This window comes from Paenibacillus sp. NPDC057886 (assembly GCF_042796655.1).
Taxonomy (GTDB): domain Bacteria; phylum Bacillota; class Bacilli; order Paenibacillales; family Paenibacillaceae; genus Paenibacillus.
The window spans coordinates 1-15,270 of the sequence record NZ_JBHVMZ010000010.1; the positions used below are offsets into that span (position 1 = coordinate 1).

A 15,270-nucleotide genomic window follows, 5' to 3' on the forward strand; every position below is an offset into this window, starting at 1 on the left:
AAGACCCCTTGAAGACGACGAGGTAGATAGGCTGGGGGTGGAAGTGCAGCAATGCATGGAGCTGACCAGTACTAATCGGTCGAGGGCTTATCCAAGATATGCAGGTTGTAAGTCGCACATTTCGTTTCGGATCTAGTTTTCAGAGAATAAACTCTGAATATGCGCTGAACCATTCATCCACACAGTCGTGTCGGACCGAATGGAACGCGAATGCATTTGTTACACAAATGCTCGTTTGGTGGCGATGGCGGAGGGGTTCCACACGTACCCATCCCGAACACGACCGTTAAGCCCTCTAGCGCCGATGGTACTTGGACCGCAGGGTCCTGGGAGAGTAGGACGCCGCCAAGCGAACTCTTTCATCATACATAGAAAACAAGCTATGCATGTTAACGTTGTAGGATGAATTGCATTTGCGATGCAAATGCATGATATTCCCTGATAGCTCAGTTGGTAGAGCACTCGACTGTTAATCGAGTTGTCACAGGTTCGAGCCCTGTTCGGGGAGCCATTAAGGCCCGTTGGTCAAGGGGTTAAGACACCTCCCTTTCACGGAGGTAACAGGGGTTCGAATCCCCTACGGGTCATAGCTATATTTATTAGCTTAAAAAAGGGATGAGAATCCCAAAGGTTCGTCGGAGGATAAACTTCGTTAGCAATGGCTTCGCAGTCTCGAACGAAGTGAGAGTATCCCCTACGGGTCATATATGGAGGCTTAGCTCAGCTGGGAGAGCATCTGCCTTACAAGCAGAGGGTCGGGGGTTCGAACCCCTCAGCCTCCACCATATAGATTTTTAAATAACGACGCGGGGTGGAGCAGCCCGGTAGCTCGTCGGGCTCATAACCCGAAGGCCGCAGGTTCAAATCCTGCCCCCGCAATTATACTTTCTTTTTGAGAAAGTGATCTGGAACCGTGGTGTAGTTGGCCTAACATGCCTGCCTGTCACGCAGGAGATCGCGGGTTCGAATCCCGTCGGTTCCGCCATTTTTATCTTATTTACCGCTTGCGGACGTGGCTCAGCGGTAGAGCATCGCCTTGCCAAGGCGAGGGTCGCGGGTTCGATTCCCGTCGTCCGCTCCAATATTATTTGCGCCCTTAGCTCAGCTGGATAGAGCGTTTGACTACGAATCAAAAGGCCGGGAGTTCGAATCTCTCAGGGCGCGCCATTATAACTTTATACGCCGGCGTGGCGGAATGGCAGACGCGCTCGACTCAAAATCGAGTGGGAAACCGTGGAGGTTCGAGTCCTCTCGCCGGTATAGATAACGGGATGTAGCTCAGCTTGGTAGAGCACCTGGTTTGGGACCAGGGGGTCGCATGTTCAAATCGTGTCATCCCGATCTCAAAAAAGACGGACTATCTGTAAATAGATAGTCCGTCTTTTTATTTATGAATTGTGTCCTAAGCAATAATAACCTCTTAATTCATGACAACCTTTAATAAGGAATAGATATAGCTTCATCCTGTTAGTGCTCAGGCGCAGCGCATTGCTGGTGCCTGAGGTTGATTTTGCATAAACCCCAGTTCTTTCGGTCACAATAGGTTTAAAAAGTGATAGAAGGGGTTCATGTGAACACGTTTAACTTCAAAAAACAATTTAAGAGACGCTGGCGCCGGTGGAAACGAACAGTGTGGATGACTGCAGCTTTGGTTGCCGTAGCTATACTGGCTTACAGTGGTTTGCCGATTTCTTCTGCGATCGAGCGTTTACTAACGACCAATTTCAGTGAGGCTGTATCCGTAATGGGACCTGCTACGGGTGAACAAAGGTCTGAGCATGAAATTCAGACTTTGATGGAACAACTCGGGTCTGATCCGGACCGTTTAACGAGTGTTGTATTGGAGACGCAATATATCTGTGGGGTAGAAACGGAACAATTAGGTAAGATGGCGATTCCTCAATTGAAGATGCTGCTCGTTCAACATCCGGATTGGGATGCTCAGGTTGAATCGGCAGAAGTGTTACGCATTAAGCAGCATGTGGATGATCTTTCTCCATTATGTAAAGAGCAGGCGTATATTAGCATAGATGCTGTGGGTAATCTCAACCTTTATGAAGGACGACCCACAGAAGAGAAAGTTATCCGTACTTTTTTTCAAATGGACGTAGGCACGTTGGAGACTTCATTGCCTGAAGGTGTGTTGGAGCAATTGCAGCAGGGTATCCGTATCCAGGACAAGGATGAGTATGACAGTGTAATCTCTACGTTCAGCGATTATGCGGTGCATGAGGCCAATAAAGAAATCCGTTAATGGTGGATAAAAAAACAGGCTGATCTGGATTGAATGTATTTGTTTACATCGCGTAGAGGAGAAGTTCCTGATCGAAGGACATTCACAGATTTACAACATACGAAGTGAAACGAAGGACATCGAAAGATGTCCTTTTTGTCGTTCCATGACCGAAATACCTATATAGGACATAACGATTGTAGGTTATTCATGAATTCAGGCGAGTATATGAAAGGACAAAGTTTTTCCTGCCGTAGGGTCTATCTTTTGTTATAATGAAATGAACGATACATATGTTCGCTTTTGTAAGGGAGAGATGGATTTGCGTTTTTTGGGAATTGACCCGGGGATTGCGATTGTCGGTTTTGGTTTTGTGGATAAAATCGGCAGTAAGGTAACACCTGTACAATATGGCTGTATTCAGACAGAAGCTCATACCCCTGAAGAGGAACGGCTACTTCATGTATATGAGGGCATGGTACAGCTGATTGATAAATATAAACCGGACGCGGTAGCGCTGGAGAAACTTTTTTTCAATCGTAACGTCACAACAGCGATGTCTGTCAGTCAGGCTAGAGGTGTCATGGTACTGGCTGCTGCCCAGAAGGGACTGCCTATTGCCGAATATACGCCGATGCAGATTAAGCAGGCGATTGTTGGATACGGAAAAGCGGAGAAGCGGCAAGTGCAGGAGATGGTCAAAATGTTTTTGCGTTTGCAGGTGATTCCGAAGCCGGATGACGTAGCGGATGCTTTGGCTGTAGCAGTGTGTCATGCACACTCATATACATTAAATTCCAAGTTGAATGAGGTATTGCGAAAATGATTGATTTTCTAAGAGGACAGTTCGTACATCTGGAGAATGAATATATTGTGCTTGATGTGCATGGGGTTGGTTATCGTGTATTCTGTCCGAATCCTTTTGCATTTGCGAAGCAAGAAGGCGAAATTATGGTGTATACCCATCACCATGTACGTGAAGATGCAATGTTGCTGTTTGGTTTTGCCACTCGTGAAGAACAGAAGTTATTTCGCAAGCTGATCGAGGTATCAGGTATTGGACCCAAAGTTGCTCTGGGTATACTTGCTGGCGGTACGCCGGACCATGTCGTGACTGCAATTTATCAAGAGAATTTGACGTTCCTGACCAAACTGCCTGGGATTGGTAAGAAAACAGCGCAGCGCATGATACTGGACCTTAAGGACAAATTGGATGGTTTCGGTGCTGCCACGTATGCAACAGGTTTGTTTGCCCCTCCTTCGGAAGAAGCAGGAAGCGGCTCTGCCTGGGATGAGGCACGTGAAGGTCTTAAGGCGCTGGGTTATACCGACAGTGAATTGGATAAAGTATGGCTCAAACTGAAGAAAGGTGTTACTTCGGCCGATTCTGTTGATGTGTTGATGAAACGGGCACTGCAAATGCTGTTTACGGGATAATTAATTTTGCCTCTATAATAGAGCAGTAAGCCGCATAAAAAAGGTAGGGATGAACATGGATGACCGGATTATTTCCGCGAACCTGATGATGGAGGATCAAGCTGTGGAGCTGAGCCTTCGTCCCCGGTATTTGAATGAATATATCGGGCAGAACCAGGTTAAGGAGAATTTGAAAATATACATTGAAGCCGCCAAAATGCGTAATGAGGCGCTTGATCATGTGTTGTTATATGGGCCGCCTGGACTTGGTAAAACAACACTTGCCAATATCATTGCCAATGAATTGGGTGTTAACTTGCGCACAACATCGGGACCAGCGATTGAACGCCCAGGTGATCTGGCTGCGTTGCTCACAAACCTGCAAGAAGGGGATGTCCTGTTTATTGACGAGATTCATCGTCTTCATCGGACGGTAGAAGAAGTGATGTATCCCGCAATGGAAGACTTCGCGTTGGATATCATGATCGGAAAAGGCCCAAGTGCCCGCTCCGTACGTCTTGATTTGCCATCGTTTACGCTGATTGGTGCTACAACCCGTGCAGGCTTGCTGTCTGCGCCTCTCAGAGACCGGTTTGGTGTCATCAGTCGGCTGGAGTTCTACACGGTGGATGAGCTGGCCTACATCGTCTCACGGGCATCAGAGATTCTAGGAGTGGAGATTGTTGGTAATGCCGCCGAAGAGATCGCATTGCGCTCCCGTGGGACACCGAGGATTGCCAACCGACTGCTAAAAAGAGTGCGTGACTTCGCCCAGGTACGGGGGGATGGTATCATCACACAGGCTCTGGCGGAAGAAGCGCTGCAACGTCTTCAGATTGATCCGCGCGGTCTGGACGAGATCGATCACAAGATGCTCAAATCAATGATTAACAGTTTCCGGGGAGGCCCGGTGGGTCTGGATACGATTGCCGCTACGATTGGTGAAGAGAGTCAGACCATTGAGGATGTCTACGAGCCCTATCTGTTGCAGATTGGCATGCTTCAACGTACACCGAGGGGCAGAATTGTAACGGACCTGGCCTATCATCATCTGGGTTTGCCAGTTCCACCGAGAGACGCCAAATAATTGTGATTATATATCAATGAGATTCATCTTAATATACAACTTGGGACAAACATGAGAGGAGACTGATTGTGGGGAAAGCAATACAAACAAAGAAGTGGAGTCGGCGTTTGAAGGTATTGGCCGCAGCTTTGTTGACGGTAGGATGCCTGCAAGTGCCTGTGTATGCCGCTGAAAGTGATGGACAGATGATCCGGGTAGCCATGTTTGCGAACCTGGGAAGTACCTATAAATCGACTACACCACTGATTACGCTTGAGTCGAGTGGGAAATGGAATATCGGTTCGGCAAGCGGGGCAAGTATAACTCTTCCAGCAGGACAAATCCGTTTCAGTGCGGATGGATTCCGCGTCAAAGTGTTGGAAACAGCAGATTTCAAAACGGCGGCAGCAGCCGCAAAATTGTTGCAGGCCACTAGTGATAAACCGTTGTTGTTTACAACGTCTCTGAATGGTAAGGCGACCTATCAGCTCTACACCGGAAACTATGCAACAGAAGCGTTGGCTGGACAAGCGGTAGCACGTGTACAAAAAGTGGCTGAAACCCAACTAGGTGGGCAAAAACCAGCGGTGACGGGCAGCAAGCGTCTGTCTGCAGGAGTCTACAGTTCACTTCAAGAGGCAGAAGCGGCACAAGCATCCCTTTCATCGGCAGGAGTTAGTTCTTATACGGCTCTTCAACTGGATGGAGGGAGTCAAGGGTACGCCGTATGGGTGGGTGAAGCGTCATCAGATGCTGATCTGTCTGCATTCAAAAAGAGTGTGGAAGCCAGTGTTCCAGGGGTAAGCCTATCTCCCGTAAACAGTAATAGTGCTGCGCTTATCATCCGCCAGGATGCGGGGTTAAGCACGGATACACTTAAAACAGCCCCTCATTACACCATTGCTGGAAGTGAAGCCATAGCCTTTGTGCAAGGAGACGGCAGTGGAATCAAAGTGGTGGAGCGTTCCGGGCGGACGTATCGCGGTGACATGGAAATTAGCATTGTAAGCGGCGATTTGGCTTTGGTTAATGTAGTTCCACTGGAGCAATATTTATACTCTGTTGTTGGTGCAGAAGTTTATTCATCCTGGCCAGCAGAGGCGCTGAAAGTACAGGCTGTCGCTGCACGGTCTTATGCGCTTCAACAGGGAGACCGTTTCAAAATTGCTAATGTCGTGGATACCACGCTGAGTCAGGCATACAACGGAATGGGTTCAGAAAATGATAAAGTCTCCAGCGCGGTTGATGCCACCTCTGGAGAAGTCATCAAGAGCGGTGGTAAAATCGTGGAAGCTGTATTCTCTTCCAATGCAGGCGGACAGACTGCACATCCTTCCGAGGTATGGAACGGAGGCGCGGGGGTGTTCAATAATGTGGATAGTCCTGGAGATACATCGGCCCAAGCTGGATTACAGACATGGTATCATGTGCTGTTGAGTACAGGAGTCAGCGGATATATCCGCGAAGATAATGTAAAAGAATTAACGACCAAAACGGATGCGGGTTTAGCCAAAGTGACGGTTACTGCCCAAAATACCAATGTGCGTCCCGTTCCGTTAATTCAATCCAATGTTGAACCGGTAGCGAAAATGAATCCAGGCAACGAAGCTGTTGTTCTGGCCAAAGTACCGCAATCCAATGATTATGCTTGGGTAAGAGGACCGTTCACGTCAGCCCAGTTGGTTAAAACCCTGCAGGGTAAAACGACTTCTACTGTTCCATCCTCGATCTCAACGCTGGAAGTGACCAAGCGCGGGCCTTCAGGAAGAACACTTGAAGTTACAGCCAACGGCCAGCCTATGACGGTCAAATATGCAGATACATACCGCTCTGCTTTAGGTGGATTACCGAGTACTTTATTTGATATTGCAGGGACCGGAAGTTATACTGTATTAGGCGCTGACGGCAAAACAGCAAGCAAAACCGGCTCACAGGGGGCTACTGTACTATCTGCTTCGGGCACAGGAACTTCATCCAGTAATGCTCTTGTGGTTATGAGTGGTGATGGTCAAGCCCGAGCTGTAACTCAGGGCCAAAGCTTCATGTTCATCGGTCAGGGCAACGGGCACGGATTGGGCTTGTCCCAATGGGGTGCCAAAGGCATGGCAGATGAAGGGTATGATTACCAGGCAATATTGAAACACTATTATCAAAATGCGACTATTGTTAAGGAATGAATCTAATATGAATGTGAACTTATATGATTTTGAATTGCCGGAGCAATTGATTGCACAGACGCCACTGCTTGACCGCACGGCGTCCCGGTTGCTTACCTTGAACAAGGAGAGCGGTGAGGTTAACCATCACACGTTCCCTGATATTATCGACTTCCTTCAGCCAGGAGATACACTGGTTCTGAATGATACACGTGTGATTCCAGCGCGTTTGTTCGGAACCAAAGAGGACACGGGGGCAAAGGCGGAAGTACTCCTGCTCAAAAACGTGGAGGGCGATCGTTGGGAAGCTCTGGTTAAACCAGGCAAGAAGCTGAAAGCTGGTTCGGTCATCATTTTTAGTGACGAGCTTAGGGCAGTCATTGATGAAGAAGGCGAAATGGGCGCGCGTTTGCTTACATTCTCCTATGATGGGATCTTTCAAGAGATTCTGGATCGTCTGGGTGAAATGCCGCTGCCTCCTTATATCAGAGAGACACTGGATGACCGCGAAAGGTATCAAACGGTATATGCGAAGCATGAAGGATCGGCCGCTGCGCCGACAGCAGGATTGCATTTTACAGATGAACTGCTGAACCGGATTCGGGATAAAGGGGTTAATGTAGCTTTCATCACGCTTCACGTTGGACTCGGAACATTTCGGCCCATGTCGGTTGACAATGTTGAAGAGCATGTCATGCATGAAGAATACTACTCTTTGTCTCAAGAGACGGCAGATCTGATTAATGAAACGAAAAAACGTGGCAACCGTATATTTGCTGTAGGAACGACAAGTTGTCGAACACTTGAAACGGTGGGGAGCAAGTTTGAAGACGGGCAGTTGCAAGAGAGCAGCGGCTGGACCAAAATCTTTATCTATCCGGGATATACGTTCAAAGTGATTGACGGGATGCTTACGAATTTTCATCTCCCCAAATCCACGTTGGTCATGCTGGTTAGTGCGCTTGCGGGAAGAGAACAAATCATGCATGCATACGAGGAAGCGATTAAAGAACAATACCGTTTCTTCAGCTTTGGCGATGCCATGTTGATTTATTAAGATGTGAAGGTATTACGATTAATTTTTAGAGGATGATTAAAACCAATGGCAGCAATTACGTACGAACATATCAAAACCTGTAAACAATCCGGAGCCCGTTTGGGACGTGTACATACACCTCACGGTATTATTGAGACACCAACCTTCATGCCTGTAGGAACACAGGCGACGGTGAAGACGATGAGTCCCGAAGAGCTGAAAGAGATGGATGCACAGATCATTCTGAGCAATACCTATCACCTGTTCCTGAGACCTGGACATGAAATTATTCGTCAGGCAGGCGGCCTGCACAAATTTATGAACTGGGATCGTCCGATTTTGACTGATAGCGGCGGGTTCCAAGTGTTTTCCCTTAGTGAGATGCGCAAAATTACGGAGGAAGGCGTTAACTTCCGCTCCCATCTAAACGGAGACAAAAAATTCCTTTCGCCTGAAGTGGCAATGGAAATCCAGAATGCACTGGGCTCCGATATTATGATGGCATTTGATGAGTGCCCGCCGTATCCGGCTGAGTATGAATATGTGAAAAAATCACTCGAAAGAACGAGCCGCTGGGCAGAACGTTGTCTGGAAAGTCATGCTCGTCCGAATGATCAAGGGTTGTTTGCCATCGTACAGGGAGGCATGCATGAAGATCTTCGTCGCCAGAGCGCGGCAGATTTGACTTCCATGGATTTCCCGGGTTATGCTATTGGTGGACTGAGTGTTGGAGAACCGAAACACTTGATGTATGGAGTATTGGATTACACAGTTCCTTTGTTGCCATCCAATAAACCACGCTATCTAATGGGGGTTGGTTCACCCGATGCATTGATTGAGGGATCGATTCGCGGAGTGGACATGTTCGATTGTGTTCTGCCTACCCGAATTGCCCGTAACGGAACAACGATGACCAGCCAAGGACGTCTGGTAGTTCGTAATGCCAAGTTTGCAACCGATTTTGGGCCACTAGACCCTGAATGTGATTGCTATACTTGTCGTAACTATTCAAGAGCCTATCTGCGTCATTTAATCAAAGCGGATGAAACGTTTGGCTTGCGTTTGACGACCATCCACAATCTTCATTTCTTGCAGAATTTGATGCGCAATGTGCGTAAAGCCATAATGGAAGATCGTTTGCTTGATTTCCGGGATGAATTTTTCGATCAATATGGTCTTCATGACAATGACAAAGGTTTCTGATCAGGTTTTTGCGGAACCGCAGTAACAAGTATGATCTGTACGTATAGTCGATAAGGGGGAATTTTACATGTTTCAGGCAATGACTGCATCAGCAACTCCAGCTGGCGGTGGAATTGTATCTTTGATTGTACCTTTGGTACTCATGGTTGCAATTTTTTACTTCTTGATGATTCGTCCACAGAACAAAAAGCAGAAGCAACGTAATTCGATGTTAGGTCAATTGAAAAAAGGCGATAAAATTGTTACAATCGGCGGTCTTCACGGAACGATTGCTGAAATCACGGATGATGTGGTTGTATTGCGTGTAAACGATGTAACTAAACTGACATTCGATCGTAATGCGATTAGCAGTGCAGTTGCACGTGAAACGGCTGAATAAATCATAGATGTTCAAAAGCCTGTAAGGCTATGAGTACGTTTGCAGCGTATTCTTCATTATCAGAGAACTGGATCTCCATGGAGACCCGGTTCTCTTTTTCTTTTTCTCAAATAACCGTTACACCCCGATCTTTTATGATCTTCGTGTGTTGACTCCAAATATTCCGCCTAGTGCAGAAATCAGGAATGCACTTGCAAGTTGCAGGCTGTCTTTCCAATTGAACGAGGCGTCGAGTGCAAGAAACCCAATCAGCAATACAATTAGTCCGTAGACGATTCCGGTAATACCTCCGTGGTACCAGCCTCGCTCACCTGACCTCTTGCCAGATACAAATCCACCAACCAGCAAGGACAAGCCATGAACAACGTACGTATACATGGAAAGATCCTGTTCCCGCATTCCGGTCATCCAGAGAAAGAAGGATAGAATCAGTGCGCCTAACATCATCCACACAAAAGCATGACAGAGGCCCGAAAGAATCGGGTTAGACATTCGAAATGAAACCATTCGGCGAATCAACTGCATGAAGCAACCCCCTTGTACAAGTTTGAAATTAATACAGTGTATGGTCAAGCCTTCCGACTTATGAACTGAATTTTCCATTAAATGAACGGATTATATTTGCATGAGCATGTAAGCATCAGGTCAAAATAGGGATTACGCTTCAGGTACCTGTATAAAATTCAGATCCGAAGGAGGAACCCTGTTGTGAATTTCTCAGATGTCGGAGCACATATCTTTCGAACCATACTCATGTACTTTATTGTCTATGGCTCTATTCGGATAATGGGTAAACGTGAGATCGGAAAGCTGTCCATGTTTGATCTGGTCGTATCCATTATGCTTGCAGAAATTGCGGCATTTGTCATCGAAGATATCAATAAGCCGTTATTCCATGGTATTGTACCAATGCTGACGGTACTTGTAGTGCAGATTGCCATGGCTTTTCTCAGTCTTAAAAGCCGTAAGCTTCGGTTGATGATTGATGGCAAGCCGACCGTGTTAATCTCCAAAGGTAAGTTACATCGAGATGAAATGCGCAAGCAGCGTTACAACCTGGATGATCTGCTACTTCAGCTTCGCGAACAGAATGTAGACAGTATTGGTGAAGTGGAATTTGCCATATTGGAGACCACAGGCAAGCTGACTGTTTTTCCGAAAGGTCAGAGTTCTTCAGGCGGCAACAGCCGCTCATCAGGTTCTGGTTCGACAGGATCTAATTCCAATCAAAAAGGGCGGAAAAACAAAATAGATGGGTTTGAAAATATCAAATATGAAGGGCTGCCATTGCCATTGATTATGGATGGCAAAGTTCAGGATCAGAACCTTGAACTGATTCAGAAAACCAGATTTTGGCTTAAAAATCAGATTCAGAACAAAGGTATTATGGACTTCAAAGACGTGTTTATCTGTTCCATCGATCATAACGAGAAAATTTATGTAAGTTCCAAAGATGATAAAGATAACTGATGTCTAAGAACGCCGTTTAAACCAGGAACCAATAATGGGAGCACGGGAAAGATCGTGAAAATCAATCATTTTGGTCCAGCCCATAACAATGAAATAAACGATCAGTCCAACAAGGGGCGCGAGAAGCATTCTGAGCCAAAACGGAAGCAAGGATCCAGTCTGTTCATAAATGACTAGAGTAGCGGCGCCCATGATGACCATACCAGTGCCTGTTTTGACCCAATCCATCAGCTTGAAACGGAACTGTAGCAGGCTGCGCACACTTCTTGCATGTAAAAGGGTAACGACCGTTGAATTCACACAAATGGCAATCACCGCTCCAAAAATACCGTATTCCGGCCGGGAGGCGAGTACCAAAATCAATGTAATTTTGATGACAGCACCAATAAATGTATTGAGCAGTGCCTTTCCCGGACGATCAAGTGCTTGAAGAGCAGCTTGAAGAGGAGCTTGAATGTAGATAAACAAAGCAAAAGGAGCCATGAGCTTAAGCATGCTTCCAATCGATGCATCATTATACAGGACAAGACACATCGGTTCGGCAAGCACATACATAAACACAGAAAATGGAGCACCTGTTACAAGTGCTAGCCGCAAAGCCTGATGCATCCGTTTATGAATGAGCGCACGATCGCCTTGAGCCGAAGCCTCAGACAATGAAGGGACAAGTGACGTGGCTAACGAGGACGTTAATGCTCCCGGTAATAGAAGTAGCGGGATAATCATGCCTTGTAATGCTCCATACTGGGCCGTGGCGAGCCCTTTGGAGATACCTGCAATAGCCAGACTCTGTGCGGTTACAATTGTCTCAGCGAGATAGGATAGGGAACCAACTAACCGCCCGGCAGTTACGGGTACGGAAATCGCGAGTAAACGACGAAGAAGTCCAGGCTCTGATCCGGTTGAGTTTTTTGAAATAGCAGGTTTGGGTTTGATTGGAGATTCGAGTATGGGCTGATGTTGATCCATATATTTCTTCTGTCTAGCATAGTTCCACAATAATACGAGCATACCGACGAATTCACCGACAAGTGCTCCCAGCATGGCTCCTGCTGCAGCTTGAGCAATTCCTCGGGGCAAGAGCAGCCAGGAAAACCAGATCACACAGATAATGCGAATGACCGTTTCTACGATTGATGAAACAGCCGTAGGCATCATGTTTTGTTTTCCCTGAAAATAACCTCTGTAGACTGCAGATACGGCGATGATGGCAATCATAGGGCTCATGCTGACAAACGTGTGATAGACCCTCTCATCAGTCAGAACATAACGGGTGACCCATGGAGCGAAGATAATGCACAGAAACATAAACACAACGCCAAGGGTCAGTGTGAAGCTCAGGCTGATTTGCAGAATCCGTTGGGGTGAATAACGGTTGGCACCTGTATCCGCTTCGGCTACAAGCTTGGCTACGGCCAATGGAATACCGCCAGTGATTAATGTGACGAGTACGATGAAAAAGGGATAGCTCAGTTGATAGATGCCAACACCTTCTGCACCGATGACCCGTGGCAGCGCAATGCGCGGGATGAACCCGAGAATCCGATTAATAATGCCTGCGGCGAGCAGGATCATGGCTCCCTGGATAAATGTCTGTTTCTTCAAGACTACCCCTCTTTCCCGGTTGGAGTACAGATATTCATAAACGGGACAAAGCCGTCGTTCTTCATCCTATGCCAGTCCAATATCTTCTCATGACAACTTGGACACGATTAACAAAAAGATCCATCACCAGCAAGAAGGAATATGATCGGGTAAAGTCGAATGATGTAATATTGATGCCGCATAAAGGCTTGGATGTATGAAGGGAGGCTCCCCGTTGGAAGAAATGAATGATGTGGAGTTGGAACAGTCTATAGAGATGCTCTGCCGCAGCAAAGCAGAGGAATTAAGGCTTGTCGGTTACGAATATGTCACCAGCAAAGATGTCTGGAATTGCATCAGTCATAAATATGAAAAGCAGGGCATTCCACCGCTTCACCAACTGGTGAACGACATATTGTCACTGAAAGCAACAAGCTTTATGAACTTTATGACCGTGTCTGCATACCGGGGGTCCTCTTTCTAACGAAAGGGATCTTTTTTGTTGGAAATTGACTGCTTTTTACGGCATCGCTATAATAGGAATATTGAGAACGAAAGGGGATCTAGGAACGGCATGAAAAGAATCGTCAGTTTCATTTTGGTCGTGCTTGTGACCGCAGGAGTTATGTTGGGCACAAGTCCAGGGCTGCTCAAAAATATACGCTTGGGCCTTGATTTAAAAGGAGGCTACGAGATCTTATATGAAGCAGAGCCGCTGGAACAAGGACAACAAGTCACCAAAGCATCTTTGGTGCAAACAGCAAAAAGTCTGGAGAGCCGTGCCAATGCGCTCGGAACAAGCGAGCCGGAAGTAACAACCGAAGGAACGAACCGGATCCGCTTGAAGCTGGCCGGGGTTACCGACGAGGCTGAAGTCAGAGCCAAAATGAAAGAACCTGCTGTCATGACCTTCCGCAGTAAAGCTGAGAATGACAAAGAAGGCGAATACACCAAAATCGAGCTTCGGGGAAATGAGTTCGTGGAGAATGGTGCCAAAGTGGTATTCAACCAGTTGAACGCACCGATGATCGATATTCAGGTTAAAGACAAAGCCAAATTTGCTGAAATCACCAAACGTTTGATTGGACAACCTTTGGCGATCTACCTGGATGATCAACTGCTATCCGCTCCAACCGTGCAGCAGCAACTGAGTGACGGCTCTGCGCAAATCACGGGTAACTACTCACGTGAGGAAGCCAATCAGCTTCGCGATACCATTAATTTGGGTGCGTTGCCGTTGAAACTGACAGAGAAGTACTCCCAAAGCGTTGGTGCAACGCTTGGTAAACTATCTTTGGACCAGACGATTAAAGCGGGATTAATTGGTTCCGTAATTATCTTGGTGTTCATGATTGGTTTGTACCGTATTCCGGGGATTATTGCGAGCTTTGCCCTGATTACACATACGTGGTTGGTACTTGCAATCTTCTATATGGGAGAATTCGTACTTACCCTTCCGGGGATCGCGGCATTTATCCTGGGTATAGGGATGGCCGTGGATGCCAACATCATCACGTACGAGCGGATCAAGGAAGAAATGCGCAGTGGCAAGTCGATATTGTCTTCGGTCAAAGCAGGAGGTAAACATTCCTTCCGTACGATCATTGACTCTAACATTACAACAATCATTGCCGCCGCTGTTATGTTCTTCATGGGTACAGGTGCGGTTAAAGGTTTCGCACTGGTACTGATTTTTGACATCGTGACCAGCATTATCACGAATATTTTCTTCTCCCGCTTCCTGTTGACCCTGCTTGTGCGGGCTAACGTGTTGAAGAAGCCTAAGTACTTCGGAGTGAAGGAGAGTGAAATTCGTGCGCTTTAATTGGAATTTTGATTATGTTAAAGGCAGTAAAATTGCCTATGCCTTTTCCATCATTTTGACGATTGCAGGTATCATCAGTATTTTGGCTCTGGGATTGAATTATGCGGTAGATTTCCGTTCGGGTTCTAATGTGGATATTACGGTATCTAAAGCGATCACAACGGAACAAATCAAGCCCATTGTTAGTGACCTTGGTGTTGACACAAAAGATGTTCATATTACACCTGGTGCTGATCGGGTTAACGTTCGTTTCTCGAACGTACTGGATGAAAATCAGGAAAGCAAGTTTAAGCAAGAGTTCACCAAGCTGGATTCAACCGCTTCTTATGAAGTCAACACGGTTGACCCGGAGATGGCTAAAGAACTTGAACGCAATGCCATATACGCGGTTCTTATCGCAAGTATCGGGATTATGATCTATGTAGCCATCCGATTTGAATGGCGGTTTGGTTTGGCTGCTGTAATTGCGCTCTTCCATGATGCATTTGTAGTGATTAGTGTGTTCTCGATCTTCCGACTGGAAGTGAATCTCACCTTTATTACGGCTGTACTGACCATTGTCGGGTTCTCGATCAATGATACAATCGTTATCTTCGACCGGATTCGTGAGAATATGCGGTTTGCTAAAAAGACTACGAAAGCCGATTTGCGTGAAGTAGTCAACCACAGTTTGGCGCAAACGATGACACGTTCCCTGAATACAACATTCACCGTGTTTGTCGCATCGCTCTGCTTGTTTATTTTTGGTGGAGAATCCATTCGCATGTTCTCACTTGCTATGGTCATCGGAACATTGTTCGGTGCATATTCTTCTATCTACATCGCCGCTCCATTGTGGCTGGTGCTCAAAGGTAAACAAACAGAGAAGCCTAAAGCAGCTGTCAAAGCATCCAACTAAACAT

General features: G+C 46.7%; 14 protein-coding genes, 9 tRNA genes and 2 rRNA genes. 23 read left to right on the forward strand and 2 right to left on the reverse strand.

The features are described 5' to 3' along the window. The 19 genes from ACFVQB_RS27880 to yajC all read left to right on the forward strand — a co-directional run. Nucleotides 1–95: ribosomal RNA gene (locus tag ACFVQB_RS27880) — 23S ribosomal RNA — on the forward strand; the annotation flags it as partial. A gap of 139 nt (nt 96–234) precedes the next feature. Next, nucleotides 235–351: ribosomal RNA gene (gene rrf, locus ACFVQB_RS27885) — 5S ribosomal RNA — on the forward strand. 84 nt (nt 352–435) lie between these two features. Then, nucleotides 436–511: transfer RNA gene (locus ACFVQB_RS27890), tRNA-Asn, on the forward strand. Between the two features lie 4 nt (nt 512–515). Beyond that, nucleotides 516–587 (forward strand) — tRNA-Glu (locus ACFVQB_RS27895). Between the two features lie 122 nt (nt 588–709). After that, nucleotides 710–785: transfer RNA gene (locus tag ACFVQB_RS27900), tRNA-Val, on the forward strand. 20 nt (nt 786–805) lie between these two features. Continuing rightward, nucleotides 806–879: transfer RNA gene (locus ACFVQB_RS27905), tRNA-Met, on the forward strand. Nucleotides 880–907: 28 nt separating this feature from the next. Then, nucleotides 908–985, forward strand: a tRNA-Asp gene (locus ACFVQB_RS27910). A 21-nt stretch (nt 986–1,006) separates the two neighbouring features. Then, nucleotides 1,007–1,081, forward strand: a tRNA-Gly gene (locus ACFVQB_RS27915). Nucleotides 1,082–1,090: 9 nt separating this feature from the next. Beyond that, a tRNA-Arg gene (locus ACFVQB_RS27920) sits at nt 1,091–1,167 on the forward strand. 14 nt (nt 1,168–1,181) lie between these two features. Next, nucleotides 1,182–1,260: transfer RNA gene (locus ACFVQB_RS27925), tRNA-Leu, on the forward strand. A 7-nt stretch (nt 1,261–1,267) separates the two neighbouring features. Further along, a tRNA-Pro gene (locus ACFVQB_RS27930) sits at nt 1,268–1,341 on the forward strand. Between the two features lie 229 nt (nt 1,342–1,570). Next, nucleotides 1,571–2,254 (forward strand): BofC C-terminal domain-containing protein, encoded by a 684-nt coding sequence (locus ACFVQB_RS27935; protein ID WP_379447148.1) that lies wholly within the window; start codon nt 1,571–1,573, stop codon nt 2,252–2,254. Between the two features lie 301 nt (nt 2,255–2,555). Further along, the gene (ruvC, locus tag ACFVQB_RS27940; RefSeq protein WP_053779097.1) at nt 2,556–3,059 is read left to right on the forward strand and encodes a crossover junction endodeoxyribonuclease RuvC; all 504 of its coding nucleotides are present in this window, start codon (nt 2,556–2,558) and stop codon (nt 3,057–3,059) included. Further along, on the forward strand, nt 3,056–3,670 hold the full coding sequence (gene ruvA / locus ACFVQB_RS27945; protein ID WP_379447149.1) for a Holliday junction branch migration protein RuvA: 615 nt from the start codon (nt 3,056–3,058) through the stop codon (nt 3,668–3,670). The genes ruvC and ruvA overlap by 4 nt, the downstream gene beginning before the upstream one ends. Before the next feature lie 55 nt (nt 3,671–3,725). Beyond that, the gene (ruvB, locus tag ACFVQB_RS27950) at nt 3,726–4,736 is read left to right on the forward strand and encodes a Holliday junction branch migration DNA helicase RuvB (protein WP_053779099.1); all 1,011 of its coding nucleotides are present in this window, start codon (nt 3,726–3,728) and stop codon (nt 4,734–4,736) included. 68 nt (nt 4,737–4,804) lie between these two features. Further along, nucleotides 4,805–6,892 carry a SpoIID/LytB domain-containing protein gene (locus tag ACFVQB_RS27955; RefSeq protein ID WP_379447150.1) on the forward strand — a complete coding sequence of 696 codons (2,088 nt, stop codon included), beginning with the start codon at nt 4,805–4,807 and terminating at the stop codon, nt 6,890–6,892. A 7-nt stretch (nt 6,893–6,899) separates the two neighbouring features. Further along, complete coding sequence (queA, locus tag ACFVQB_RS27960) at nt 6,900–7,928, forward strand: tRNA preQ1(34) S-adenosylmethionine ribosyltransferase-isomerase QueA (RefSeq protein WP_379447151.1); 1,029 nt, start codon at nt 6,900–6,902, stop codon at nt 7,926–7,928. Nucleotides 7,929–7,973: 45 nt separating this feature from the next. Continuing rightward, on the forward strand, nt 7,974–9,110 hold the full coding sequence (gene tgt / locus ACFVQB_RS27965; RefSeq protein WP_062325081.1) for a tRNA guanosine(34) transglycosylase Tgt: 1,137 nt from the start codon (nt 7,974–7,976) through the stop codon (nt 9,108–9,110). Nucleotides 9,111–9,177: 67 nt separating this feature from the next. After that, complete coding sequence (gene yajC, locus ACFVQB_RS27970; protein ID WP_072734772.1) at nt 9,178–9,489, forward strand: preprotein translocase subunit YajC; 312 nt, start codon at nt 9,178–9,180, stop codon at nt 9,487–9,489. A 132-nt stretch (nt 9,490–9,621) separates the two neighbouring features. Here yajC and ACFVQB_RS27975 read toward each other — a convergent pair whose 3' ends face one another. Further along, complete coding sequence (locus ACFVQB_RS27975) at nt 9,622–10,014, reverse strand: TIGR04086 family membrane protein (protein ID WP_379447152.1); 393 nt, start codon at nt 10,012–10,014, stop codon at nt 9,622–9,624. A 228-nt stretch (nt 10,015–10,242) separates the two neighbouring features. On the opposite strand from ACFVQB_RS27975, the gene ACFVQB_RS27980 reads away from it, so the two are divergent. Next, nucleotides 10,243–10,959, forward strand: a complete 717-nt coding sequence (locus ACFVQB_RS27980; RefSeq protein WP_483874966.1) for a YetF domain-containing protein — start codon at nt 10,243–10,245, stop codon at nt 10,957–10,959. 3 nt (nt 10,960–10,962) lie between these two features. On the opposite strand, the gene spoVB is transcribed toward ACFVQB_RS27980, so the two are convergent. Beyond that, nucleotides 10,963–12,564 (reverse strand): stage V sporulation protein B, encoded by a 1,602-nt coding sequence (gene spoVB, locus ACFVQB_RS27985; protein ID WP_379447154.1) that lies wholly within the window; start codon nt 12,562–12,564, stop codon nt 10,963–10,965. A 223-nt stretch (nt 12,565–12,787) separates the two neighbouring features. On the opposite strand from spoVB, the gene ACFVQB_RS27990 reads away from it, so the two are divergent. The 3 genes from ACFVQB_RS27990 to secF all read left to right on the forward strand — a co-directional run bounded on the left by ACFVQB_RS27990 (nt 12,788) and on the right by secF (nt 15,266). Continuing rightward, entirely contained in the window at nt 12,788–13,027 is a 240-nt protein-coding gene (locus ACFVQB_RS27990) for a post-transcriptional regulator (RefSeq protein ID WP_175383441.1), read from the forward strand. A gap of 90 nt (nt 13,028–13,117) precedes the next feature. Next, complete coding sequence (gene secD, locus ACFVQB_RS27995) at nt 13,118–14,368, forward strand: protein translocase subunit SecD (protein ID WP_379447155.1); 1,251 nt, start codon at nt 13,118–13,120, stop codon at nt 14,366–14,368. Beyond that, nucleotides 14,358–15,266 carry a protein translocase subunit SecF gene (secF, locus tag ACFVQB_RS28000; protein WP_379447156.1) on the forward strand — a complete coding sequence of 303 codons (909 nt, stop codon included), beginning with the start codon at nt 14,358–14,360 and terminating at the stop codon, nt 15,264–15,266. Before secD ends, secF begins: the two co-directional genes overlap by 11 nt. Nucleotides 15,267–15,270: the final 4 nt, after the last annotated feature.

What these genes read in the sequence shown, in the direction of transcription:
- tgt (WP_062325081.1), top strand. Translation starts at nt 7,974, where the DNA reads ATGGCAGCAATTACGTACGAACATATCAAAACCTGTAAACAATCCGGA.
- ACFVQB_RS27980 (WP_483874966.1), top strand. Translation starts at nt 10,243, where the DNA reads ATGTACTTTATTGTCTATGGCTCTATTCGGATAATGGGTAAACGTGAG.
- yajC (WP_072734772.1), top strand. Translation starts at nt 9,178, where the DNA reads ATGTTTCAGGCAATGACTGCATCAGCAACTCCAGCTGGCGGTGGAATT.
- ruvA (WP_379447149.1), top strand. Translation starts at nt 3,056, where the DNA reads ATGATTGATTTTCTAAGAGGACAGTTCGTACATCTGGAGAATGAATAT.
- secD (WP_379447155.1), top strand. Translation starts at nt 13,118, where the DNA reads ATGAAAAGAATCGTCAGTTTCATTTTGGTCGTGCTTGTGACCGCAGGA.
- ACFVQB_RS27990 (WP_175383441.1), top strand. Translation starts at nt 12,788, where the DNA reads ATGAATGATGTGGAGTTGGAACAGTCTATAGAGATGCTCTGCCGCAGC.
- queA (WP_379447151.1), top strand. Translation starts at nt 6,900, where the DNA reads ATGAATGTGAACTTATATGATTTTGAATTGCCGGAGCAATTGATTGCA.
- ruvB (WP_053779099.1), top strand. Translation starts at nt 3,726, where the DNA reads ATGGATGACCGGATTATTTCCGCGAACCTGATGATGGAGGATCAAGCT.
- ACFVQB_RS27975 (WP_379447152.1), bottom strand. Translation starts at nt 10,014, where the DNA reads ATGCAGTTGATTCGCCGAATGGTTTCATTTCGAATGTCTAACCCGATT.